The sequence below is a fragment of the Mesorhizobium sp. 2RAF21 genome, assembly GCF_052115345.1.
GTDB lineage: Bacteria > Pseudomonadota > Alphaproteobacteria > Rhizobiales > Rhizobiaceae > Mesorhizobium > Mesorhizobium terrae.
Genome location: NZ_JBFRGM010000020.1, coordinates 84891 through 96036 on the forward strand (window position 1 = coordinate 84891; position 11146 = coordinate 96036).

7 protein-coding genes and 1 pseudogene are annotated in these 11146 nt (G+C 63.9%); 1 reads left to right on the forward strand and 7 read right to left on the reverse strand.

What is annotated here, in order from left to right:
- Positions 1-9: 9 nt before the first annotated feature.
- From AB4136_RS26750 to AB4136_RS26765, 4 genes are all read right to left on the reverse strand, one after another.
- The gene (locus AB4136_RS26750) at positions 10-366 is read right to left on the reverse strand and encodes a hypothetical protein (RefSeq protein WP_137902149.1); all 357 of its coding nucleotides are present in this window, start codon (positions 364-366) and stop codon (positions 10-12) included.
- The gene (locus AB4136_RS26755) at positions 363-1250 is read right to left on the reverse strand and encodes a DUF7007 domain-containing protein (RefSeq protein WP_137902148.1); all 888 of its coding nucleotides are present in this window, start codon (positions 1248-1250) and stop codon (positions 363-365) included. The genes AB4136_RS26750 and AB4136_RS26755 overlap by 4 nt, the downstream gene beginning before the upstream one ends.
- Complete coding sequence (locus tag AB4136_RS26760; protein WP_137902147.1) at positions 1247-1717, reverse strand: hypothetical protein; 471 nt, start codon at positions 1715-1717, stop codon at positions 1247-1249. The genes AB4136_RS26755 and AB4136_RS26760 overlap by 4 nt, the downstream gene beginning before the upstream one ends.
- Positions 1718-1803: 86 nt before the next feature.
- Positions 1804-3477 (reverse strand): ParB N-terminal domain-containing protein, encoded by a 1674-nt coding sequence (locus tag AB4136_RS26765; RefSeq protein WP_137902146.1) that lies wholly within the window; start codon positions 3475-3477, stop codon positions 1804-1806.
- A 426-nt stretch (positions 3478-3903) separates the two neighbouring features.
- Here AB4136_RS26765 and AB4136_RS26770 point away from each other — a divergent pair, with 426 nt between their 5' ends.
- A complete protein-coding gene (locus AB4136_RS26770) occupies positions 3904-4821 on the forward strand; it encodes a hypothetical protein (protein WP_441931811.1) in 918 nt (305 codons plus the stop codon).
- A gap of 91 nt (positions 4822-4912) precedes the next feature.
- Here the strand turns inward: AB4136_RS26770 and AB4136_RS26775 are convergent, their stop codons facing one another.
- The 3 genes and pseudogenes from AB4136_RS26775 to AB4136_RS26785 all read right to left on the reverse strand — a co-directional run.
- Positions 4913-10015 (reverse strand): lactate dehydrogenase, encoded by a 5103-nt coding sequence (locus AB4136_RS26775; RefSeq protein WP_137902144.1) that lies wholly within the window; start codon positions 10013-10015, stop codon positions 4913-4915.
- An 83-nt stretch (positions 10016-10098) separates the two neighbouring features.
- A complete protein-coding gene (locus AB4136_RS26780) occupies positions 10099-10497 on the reverse strand; it encodes a DUF3085 domain-containing protein (protein ID WP_137902143.1) in 399 nt (132 codons plus the stop codon).
- An 11-nt stretch (positions 10498-10508) separates the two neighbouring features.
- Positions 10509-10976: pseudogene (locus AB4136_RS26785) on the reverse strand (DUF1419 domain-containing protein); the annotation flags it as partial.
- Positions 10977-11146 lie beyond the last annotated feature (170 nt).

The following is an 11146-nucleotide window of genomic DNA, read 5'->3' on the forward strand; positions in this document are numbered from 1 at the left end:
AGTCTCCTTTCATGCTGCATTTGGTTGTCCGGCGCTCAATGCCGCCCCACTGGTTTGGGCGCCATAACGCTCGCGAAACTTCAGGATCGCCCGGTCCTGCCGGGCGAGCTTGCGTGACAGGGCGTCGATCTCGGGCTGGCGCTCGGCTGTGATCGCGGCAAGATTCGAGCGGTAGCGTTCGAGGAATGCGCTCGGATCGGGCGGCTTGCCGCGCCTATAGGCCGCGCGGCGCGGCTGTAACTGTGGGATCAGCGCGGTCATGCGCCGCGTGATCTGGCGCTCGATCATATCGAGCTGGCGCTGGATCTGCCGGCGTGCTTCCTCCATGCGGGCAAGCTGCGCCTGGCGCTCGGGTGGACGGGTCATGACGCGTTCCTCCCCTGCCAGCCGATGAAGCTCGACGGGCCGCTATAGACGGGATGCCGATCCACATCGATGACAAAGCCGAAGCGGCCGACCTCATATTCCTGCGAGGGAACCAGGAACCGGCGTTCCTCCGTCCCCTCGCCCCGCCTGCCGCCCGGCGTGGCGACAACCTCGACGAAGCCCTTTTCATGGCCGGACGTGTTCGCCGAGACGACGATCCAGTCGTTCATATGTTTCCGCTCGAAGGCGCGTTGGTCCTTCGTGCGGGATTCCCCCGGCTGGAGCACCGTGCCGAAGATTTTCTCCCAGGCGTCGGGCCAGCTGTCCTTGAGGGTTCGCTCTGCGCAGCGCCGCTCGAAGGCGGTGAACAGATGCGGCAAGGTGATGGCGACGATGGCCCAGGCCTCGTCTTCCTCGTACCAGCCGCCTGCCGCGCGCAGCATCGGATGGACCTTGGCGTTGCGTGCGCTCGACAGCTGAAATCCGCCATGGCCGGCCGTGCTGTGGAACACGACGTCCTCGGCATAGAAGGTGGCACCCTGCGACGGCCCCCACGGCGTGCTGGCCGTTGCGTGCGCGTCGCGTCGGCCGAGCAGCCGTTTTTCACGCTGGTGATCGGCTTGTTCGATGACGGCATTGCGAAAGGCGGTCTCGTCGGCAAGCTCGCTGTGATGGCTGAAGAAATCGTCGCGCGTCCATTCGGGCATGGGACGCCGGATCCGCCAGCCGCTGGCGAGAAAATGCCTGCCGCCGGCGGCGGGAACCATCGCGTAGGCATGTTCACCGACCAGGGCGACGTTCATGCCGTCGGCGCTGACGCCAAAGGAAACCCCCGGAAATCCGGGGGCTTCGGTGTTCTGGGCCAAGGGAACGAGCGCGCTCATGCCGCGGCCCTCCCCTCGACAACAGCGGCGGCGACCTCGTCGGCGCTGACCGGCTGGAGGACCGCACGCGGATAGCCGTGGCTTTGCAGCCACGTCTGCGCGGCGGGCTCGCTCTCAGCGAGATGCACGAGTTCGCCGCCAGGACGGTCGAGCACGATCACCGAGCCGATAGACGGCCGTTCGACCACGGTGAAGGACAAGTCACTGTCGATCGAGAAGCTGCGGTATATGCGCAGCACTACGACAGCGCCTTCACCGAAGTCGCCCTCGTGGAGCTTGAAGGAGTCCGTGATCGTGGTGTTGCCGATGACGCGACGGAGCTGCTTGGCGATCAGCCGGCCGCTGCTGTTGCGGTGTTTCCACGCCGCGAGCTTCTTGCGGTGACGCTCCGGCGGCTGCGGCGTGCCGTCGGAATATTTTACGATTGCGCCGAGCGGCGCGTGGTCGAAGATCAGTAAAGCGGACACAGCATCCTCCTTCTCTGGATGGTGAAAACAGAGCCGCCGCCGGACGAGCCGGCGGCGGATGTCATGCGACAGTGCGTGGGAAGCAGCTATTCGGCCGCTTCGCGGAACTCGCCCTCGACGTCGTCGGGCTCTTCCGGAGCATGGCCCGGCTCCTCGGCGGATTCGGGCTCCTCGTCCTGCTCCGGCTCTGGTGCATTGGCCTCGAGCCACTGCGTGAGCTTCGTTTCCTCCGGTGCGAACAGCGCGCTCACATGGACGAACCGTTCGTCCTTGAAGTGCTCGACAAGGGCCGCGCGCGTGTCCTTCACCCGTGCTCGCGGCAGCACCGACGTGCCGGAGCAGGCCGCTTCAAGTGCCTGACGCGACAGGCACGACAGGAAGCCCTCGGTGCCCATATTGGGCAGGAAGGCGTTCGCACCGATCGCATCGCCGGCGACGCGTGCGACGATGCCGCTATTGGAGGCGTTGCGCCTGCACGACAGGACCTCCATGAGCGTGAGGCGCGCGGCGACGCGCAACGTCTCCTCGCTGCACTGGAGATGACCCTCGGCGTTGAACAGCGTCGCGGCGTGCTGGGCCAGTCGATTGCTGCCATAGAGCGACTGGCTCCCATCGGTCCTGACCGACACGTTTTGTCCTGCAAAGGCGAGGATCAGCAACGCCATCAGCGTGTCGTCCTCGATCGGCGCCCGGTCGAGCGCCTCGCGCAACGCATCGGTACGAAAGTCGCCGATCATGTCCATACCCTTGTTGGTGACAGGCGGCCGGGCCTTGGTAACAGCACCGACGTCATCGGCGTCCTTGCCCTTCTTCTTCGCCTCCGGCATGCGGTAGGCCACGCTCTGGACCTTGCCGTCACGATCGAGATACATGGCCACGCAGTCGGTCTTTGCCGGCTTGCTGCTGTAGACGCGCTCGGCCTTGGGGGGCAGGACGGGCTGACCCCAGGTGTTGGCTTCCGTGATGATGCCGCGTTTCGGCAGATGGTTCGCCATCCATTCCTGCTGCGCGCCGAGGAACGCCTCGACATTGGTCGTGTAGCGGCCGTCCTCGTCGGCCGGTCCGAACAGGTCTTCCTCCCATTCGATGCCGTAGGCCCGCGCAAGTTCGTCGTCGAAGCTGGCGTCTTTGGCGTACATGCGGGTCTTGGCCAGCGCGTTGGCAACGTTCCACCAGCCGACCCTCGGATCGGCCTTCGACGGCTTGTGCGCCTTCCAGACTTCCTTCTGCTCGTCGAGGGACGCGGATGCGATGGTGCGCAGCTGCTGCTCGTTGGGCATGTCACCCTTGGCCATCTGGTCGAGCATGGCGGGCAGCACGTTGGCGAACAGCCTGAGCTGCTTGATCCGGCGAGGTGTGAGCGCCAGCGCGACGGCAATCGCTTCCTCGGTCCAGCCGAGAGCGACCAGACGCTCGATCGCCCGCCACTGGTCGACAGGGTTGAGCGGCTCCCTGACGATGTTCTCCGCGAAGGAGCGCATGGCGCCGTTGGCTGCGGTGTTGTCGTTATCGGCATCATTGACAAGGATCTCGATCTCCTCGATTCCTGCCTTGAGCGCGAGCCTGACACGGCGCCGGCCGGCTTCGATGACGAAACCGTTGCCGCCATCGCTCTGCGGCGTGACGACAGGCGGATGCACGATGCCGATCGCCTTGATCGACGCCAGCAGAAGCGCATCGGCCTGCGGCGAAGGCTTGGTCTGGCGCGAATGGTTGGGATTCTCCACCAGAGCGCGCGGGTCCATCTTCATGAGATACATGGTATGCTCCTTTTCAGGGTTGGGAACGCGGCGGCTTGCCGGTCCTTCTCTGTCTTCTTTCCGAAGACCCCCTCCGGCCCGCGGAGCGGACGGGCCGGTGCAACTGCGGCCGAGCATCCCTGCCCGGTCGGCCCAGCGGGGCTTACAGCCCTGCGCAGGACGCCGGGCCGGGATTGCGAGCAGCGCAGTTGAGCGGAAGCGCCAGCGGCCCGCCCGATCTGCGAGCGGGCTTTCTCTTCCCTTTTTCCTCCCTTTCCTGCTGACCCTCGTCGGCCAAGCGAAATTCTTCACGCCCTCTTGCCAAAGCGAGGCTGAGCGCCCACCTTGTAGCTGGCTCTCGGCAGGAGCCTGACGCCCGATATCGCAAAGCTGCAAGCGGCACTGCTCTCTACCACCCACCCGTCCATGTCTGGTTCGGGCTCGGGAGTGGATCGGGCGACACTTCGCAAGAGCCGGAGAATCGACATGTCGACTGGGTCGGCCCGGCCTTCGTCAATCGAAGGCATCAAGCGCCTCGCCAAGAAGATTGCGTCCGAGAAGTCGGTCAAGCACACAACTGCGCTCAATGAGGCAGCAGTCCTTGCCGGCTACCAGAATTTCATCCACGCAAAGCATGCACTATCGCCGCCACGCACAGCGCCACGGTCGACGTCGCATGCCTCCACCAAGAGGTCGCAATCACCAATGTCTCAATCTGATTTTCATATCCGCTCGCGCGCAGAGTGGACTTCCAAGGTCAACCACATCACCAGCAACGGCGACGCGACGCTGTCATGGCAGCGCGTCGACGACATCGTGACCACGCTGCAGCCATTCATGGGCTCGAGCAAGAACCACGCGCATCTGCCGCGCGGCGGCGGCTTCGACTTTCTTTCGGTTGCGAAAGGGAGCGAACCAGGCTGCATCGAGTTCGGGATTTTTTCGGGGACGACTGTCGTGGTCAAACCGCGCAGGCTCGTCCTGGAGCGCATTGCATCGGATCCTGCGGAATCCTTCCTCATGCTCGAACTGGACGATCTCGAGCCTTCCGGAACGACCCGCGAAGATCGTGAACGAAGCATCGCGCGGCGTCAGGAGGAAGTCGTCGAAGTCGGTCGCGGAGAGTATGCCGGGCGCTCTGTTTATGACGATGGTTACTTCATCGACCATCACGGCAACGAGCGCGAGTTGCCCGACGACGCTCGGACAGTCTTGCGGCTGCTGAACGGTCAGATCATGTTCGTCACCAAGGGAAGCATCTGGAACGGTTCCTCGAGCACCTATTCCGGAGTTCATGACAGCCAGAGCACGGCTCAGATTCGCGACGCGATCCAGCAAATCATCGACGACCTCGCCGCTGCCTAAGCGCTCGAGAAACAACGATCGGCGCCGTGGCGCTTGAAGCGCGACAGCAAACTGGCCGGAGCATCATGCGACGCACCGGCCAGTTCATGGATCATGCGGCAATTGCTGCCGGCTCATGAATGCCGTCTATATCCTTCGCCAGTGCCGCCTCGACCCCAGCAAGCTGCCGGCGCTTTTCTGCCAGCTCGCCGGCGAACGCGAAGTCGCCGCCGTCGCCATGGGCCTTGTATGACGCTAGCCGGCGCTGCGCGTCGGCCAGGTTCTGGCGATAGCGCACCCGCTCGCTCTCGAAACCGTCTATGGCGTGCTCGAGGCGCGAAACTGCCCCAAGCGGCGTCACCGTGATCGGCAGATCGATCTCATCGTCGGCGCCGGTGCGCAGCAGCGCGGTGGAATAGCGATAACCGTCCCGGCCGGCGCGTTCGCCGGCATATTCGAGATCGAAGCCGCCGATCGAGGCGATAACGCTTTCGCGTTTCTGCTGGAGCTGCACCAGCGTCAGGACTTCCTTCAAAAGCGCCCTGCCCGCCTCCTTGCGCCCGGAATAGGACTTGCCCATAACGGTCATCACGAAGGCATCGCCCGCGATGGGGACCAGGCGCTCGATGTCCTTTCCGATCTCGGCGATCCGACGCGTGCAGAGCTCGATTTCGCGCTCGGCATCGCGAAGCTGCCGTCGAACAGCGTGCTGGTCGTCGATGTGCGCGGCACGAAGGCGTTCCAGCCGGGCGATATCGGCTTCGAGTCCTGCCTTTTGCATGAGGCGCTGATCGCCGGATGCGATGGCCTTGGCCATGGCGAACTGGTTCGCCTGCCCTTCGCCCAAATCCTCCAACCTACGGATCGACGTGTCGCCGGAGAGCGCCGCGGCGATGAACCGGGCTTTGCGCTCGTTGTTCTGCCACATGGTCGCGTCGAGCGAGCCTTCGGTGACATAGGCGAAGATGTCGATCTCGTCGTGCTGATTGCCCTGCCGGGCGATGCGGCCTTCGCGCTGCTCGATCTGTGAGGGCAACCATGGAACGTCGAGATGATGGAGGGCTTTCAGCCGGAGCTGGGCATTGACGCCGGTGCCCATGGTTTCAGACGATCCGATCAGGAATCGGACCTTTCCGGCGCGCGTGTCGCCGAACAGCCGCTGCTTGGCCTCCGACTTCTTGTAGTCCTGCATGAAGGCGATTTCGGACGCCGGTACACCCATCCGTACCAGCTCGTCGCGGATCCAGCGATAGGCAGAAAACCCGCGCGTCTTCTCCACGCTGATCGTGCCGAGGTCGGAGAAGATCATCTGCGCGGCGCCGGGAAGCTCGTAGGGTTTGCCGTCGGCCCGGACAAAGCGGTGCTCCGCCGTCTCCCGCCAGATGCGGTAGGCATTCGAGATGAGGTTGTTGAGCTTGTTATCCGGCTCGTTGTCATTGTCTGGATCGACCAGGCGCAGGTCTATGGCAGCGTGCCGGCCGTCGGTGATGACGGAGAGCAGGATGTCGTCGCCCGGCTCCGGCGGCCTACCACGCACCTCGATCGCCTTGATCCGCTCCGCAAGCACCATCTGATAGTTCTTGAAATCCTGCGTAGGCTTCGAGGTGACGATCTGGCGCTTGCCTGTCGATATCGCCGGCACCTTCACGTATTGGCGCAGGTCCTCCGGCATCACCACGTCGGCGAAGCTGCGAAACATCGCGATCAGCTCCGGGACGTTGACGAAGCTGGCGAAGCGCGAGACGGGCTTGTATTTGCCCGACGGCTGAAGCTCCAGTTCTGTCACCGTTTCGCCGAAGGTCGACGCCCAGGCGTCGAACTCGTGCAAGCCGCGCTCCATCAGCGCGGCGAAGTCCATAAGCCGCTGCACCGTGAACATCTCGCCGAGCGTATTTGTAATGGGCGTGCCGGAGGCGAGCACGAGGGCCCGGCCGGGATTCTTCGTTTCGATGAAACGGGATTTCATATAGAGGTCCCAGGCGCGCTGCGAGCCGTTCGGGTCGACACCCTTCAACGTGCTCATGTTGGTGGCGAAGGAGAGCTTCCTGAACTCCTGCGCCTCGTCGACAATGATCTGATCTATGCCGATCTCCGCGATGGTCAGGAGATCGTCTTTGGGCGTGGCAAGCGACTCCAGACGCTCCTGCAGGCCCTCCTTCAAGCGCTCCAGACGCTTGCGCGAGACCCGGTCCTCGTCGTCGACGTCGAGGAGAAGCTTCTCGTAGAGCTCCAGCTCGTCATGGATCATCTGCTGCTCAAAGACGGCCGGCACGCCGATGAACCGGAATGCGGAATGCGTGATGATGATGGCGTCCCAGTTCGCTGTTGCCGCACGCGACAGGAACCGGGCGCGCTTGTCCTTGGTGAAGTTGGTCTCGTCGGCAACGAGGATCCGAGCCATCGGATAGAGCGCCAGGAATTCGCGCGCGACCTGCGCGAGGCAATGGCCGGGCACCGTCACCATCGCCTTGTTGATGAGGCCAAGCCGCCGCTGCTCCATGATCGCGGCCGAGTAGGTCATCGTCTTGCCGGCGCCGACGGCGTGGGCGAGATAGGTCGAGCCCGACGCGATGATCCTCCAGATGCCGCGCTTCTGGTGCGGGTAGAGCGTGAACGCTCCGCTCGCGCCCGGCAGTTGAAGGTGGGAACCGTCGAAGCGGCGTGGCGCGATGTTGTTGAAACGGTCGTTGTAGACGCGCGCCAGACGGTCGGTCCGATCCGGATCGGACCATATCCAGCGCTGGAAGGCGTCCTTGATCTTCTGGAGCTTTTCCTTGGCCGCCTCGGTGTCGACCACATTAAGGACACGACGTTCCTTGCCGTTTTCCTGGACCGTATCGAAGATCTGCGGGACACGGCTGTTGAGCGCGTCGGTGAGCAGTTCGCCGGCGTGCCGACGGTTCGTGCCCCACTCGGACGTCCCGGCGGCGAGATAGGCGAGCTGGCCGGCGCGGACCGTCCACGACGCCAGTTCCGGCATGTGGTGGATCTTGATGTCTGCGCCCATCGTCTCTTTCACGAAGGCGACGACGTCGGCGGCAGGGATCCATGGCGCGCCAAGACGGGCGGTGATGTCGGAGGGCCGAAGATCCGCCGGCTGCACGGTTTGAAGGGCCGCCACGTTGCGTTCGTACGCGGGATCGAGCGCGGCGGCCGCCTCCGCCGCCTTCAGCTTGTCGCGGACAGGGCCGGACAGATAGGCGTCGGCCATTTGCCAGGAACCATCGGCGGGGTCGCGGAAGATGGCGCTGCCAAGCTCGGCGACGACATCGTCCGGATCGCGGTGCAGAAGCTCGGCGATATGGTCGAGATCGACGCGGCCGCGTTCATTCAGCACGACAACGAGCGCATCGGCGGCGCTGGAGATCACCGGCGGCGCCGGCGGGGATATCACCCGTTCGAAGAAGATCGGCCCGGGCCGCGCCGTGTCGTTCTCCAGATCGTAGTCCTCGATGGAGGCTACGAGCCAGCAATCGGGATCGTCGAGGAACGGCGCGAGGTTGGGGCGGCGGTGCGTCTCGCGCACCTCGCCGTCGCCAAGGCGACCTTCGTCTTCAACGATAGAGACGGTGGTGTGATTGATCGGGCCGAAATCGCGCACGTAGCTCGACCAGGCGATGCGCAGCTTGACCTGCAATTCCTTCCAGGGCTGGTCGAGTTCCTGCGCCTTCAGCACCTCGCGCACGGCGTCGCGCACCGGGATCAGCTTCTGGACGATGCGGACATGCTTCTCCGGCATGCCATCGGCATCTCGGCCCTTGCGGACGTTCACCGCGACGGGTTCACCGTCGATGACCTGCATCAGGCCCTTGGCGTTATCGACGAAGAAGCTGCCCTCGCGGACATGGCGCTCGGAGGGAAGGCCGACGGGCGCAGCGTCGACCGCATCCTCCAGATCGAAATCGATCTCGGTGGGCTCGCCGTCATAGCGGTCTTCCGGGAGCAGGGAGATTGCCACGTCGAGCGCGGCCGCCAGGTCCTCGCCCTTCCGCGGCAGGCATGTGTAGGTCTCGCCGAAGGCTCGGCAAGTCATCGCGTGTGTGCCGAGCACAAAATCCGGATGGCGGGCGAACCATCGATTGACGCGGATGGCGCCTTCGTCGTCCGTCGCCGGCCGCACCTCCTCTGTATCGAGCCAGGACTGATCGCCTTCCGGCTCACCGATCTTGCGCTTGCGGAAGAATAGGAGGTCTACCACGACATCGGTGCCTGCGTCGGCGCGGAAACTGCCCTCGGGCAGGCGAATGGCGGCGATCAGGTCGGCCGACTTCGCGATATGTTCGCGCGCCGCACAATCTGCCTTGTCCATGGTTCCGGAGCTGGTGACGAAGGCGGCGAACGCGCCCGGCTTCAACAGGTCTATCGCTCGCGCGACGAAATAATCGTGCAGACGAAGACCGAGCGAGCGGTAGGCCCGGTCCGACCGCACGGTGCGGTCGGAGAAGGGCGGGTTGCCGATGGCGAGGTCGAAGCTCGCCGGCAGCTCAGTGCGCGCGAAGTCTCCGGTGAGGATCCTCGCCCACGGCTGCAACAGACGGGCGATGCGCGCCGTGATGGGGTCCAGTTCGATGCCGGTGATGTGGGAGACATCGCGCAAGCCTTCCGGCATCAGCGCCGGGAACAGTCCAGTGCCGATCCCCGGCTCCAGCACGCGACCGCCCCGCCATCCCATACGCTGGAGGCCGGACCAGATCGCCCGCACGATGAACGCGGGTGTGAAATGGGCATACTGCGTGCAGCGCGCGAGCGAGGCGTACTCGGTCTCGTCGACGGCGTCTTCGAGCGCCGAGCCGATTTCATCCCAGCCCTTTCGGAACTCGATCTCGCCGGGCCGGCGAAAGACATGGTTCGCAAGGTCGGATGCGCCGAAGCCGATGAAGCGGACCAGCGTCTCCTGCTCCTCGATCGTAGCAGGCCGCTCGGCCGCCTCGATCTCGGCAGCGAGCCGAATGGCCGCGATATTGTCGCGCGCACGCTCTTTCCAGCCGCGGGCAAGGCGGCGGTCGTCGGCCAGGTAGAAGTTCGAACCGCGCGCGCGATAGGCGGGCGATGCCGGCTTTTTCGTCGGCGCAACCGGCATCGCCGGCGCAGGCGTCGCGGGATCGGGATCGTCGTCGGGATCGAAATCGCCCGCGAAAGCGGTGACGCCGAGTCCGAGTCCGGACGAAAGCGCGGTGTTGCCGAAGAGGTCGATGGTGAAGGGATCGTTGGACATCGGGATTTCTCCGTGATGAAGGCGCACGCGATCGACCGGCCAGGCAGGCTGGCCGCTCGATGGGTGTTGCGGTTGAAGGGGAATCAGCGAGTAATCAGCGAGAACACGATTTCGTCCTCGGTGAGATCCATGTTGATATGCGTGGCGCGGAGGTTGCGGTCGAAGAGCGGGATCAGCTGCTCGGCTGCGATGAATTCGACGCCGTCATCGCCACCGAAATGGCGGCGCTTGTAGTCCCACCAGTCGATGTCGCCCTTCGGATGGCATTGCTCCGAATAGACGACAAAGGGTTTGCCGCCCTCGGGCAACTTGCCGTTGGCCATGATGTAGACGCCCTGGTCTCCGATCAGCCAGAGACCGGGGCGGGCTTGCTCGGTAGACGAAAAATCGCCGTGCGGAAGGCGAAAGCCGCCGTTGGCCTTGGCGTCGGCAATGCCGCGCTCGATGACCTTGCGAACCGCAAGGATGGGGAATGTGAACATCGTCGCCTCCATCACGCAGCAATCGCGTCAGGGAGGTGGCGCAGATGCACCGGCAGCTTGGCCGCGATCTCGTCATCCGTGAGTTGGTCGAGCAGTTTGAAGGGATGGGCTTGACCAGAGAGATAGACGATTACGACGCGAGCTCCTCGCAGGGCGATCGGAAAGCGCCAGTCCGCGTAGCCGCGATAGTCGTCGTGAGTGCTCGACCAGATGTGCTCGATGCGCTCCTCGCGCGTCATCGCCCGAACCGGCCGCGACTCGCGCTCGACGATGACATCGCGCATCAGGTCGGGCGAGCGCCTGTCGCTCAGATCGCAATAGCCGTGGAAATACCGGATGTGGTCATCGATCTTCAACGTGAAGAAGACGCTCGTCACATTGCAGGTCAGGAACTCCCGCATCGCGAACATGCCGTAGCGCATCCAGAGCGGCGTCAGGATGTTGAACATATAGTTGTGCTCGGCCTGAGAAATCTCGAACTTATGTTGAACAGCACATAAGTTCGAATATGTTGCGTAGACGGTTATGTTGCGGCGACGTGATCGTAGCTTGGCTGATCAGCTAAAGTTCACCCAGCGCCGCAACCTAATTTTCTGGCTAAAGGGCGTTCAGGAAAGCCATCAAATTCTTGTCCTCTCGCCAAGGGCGA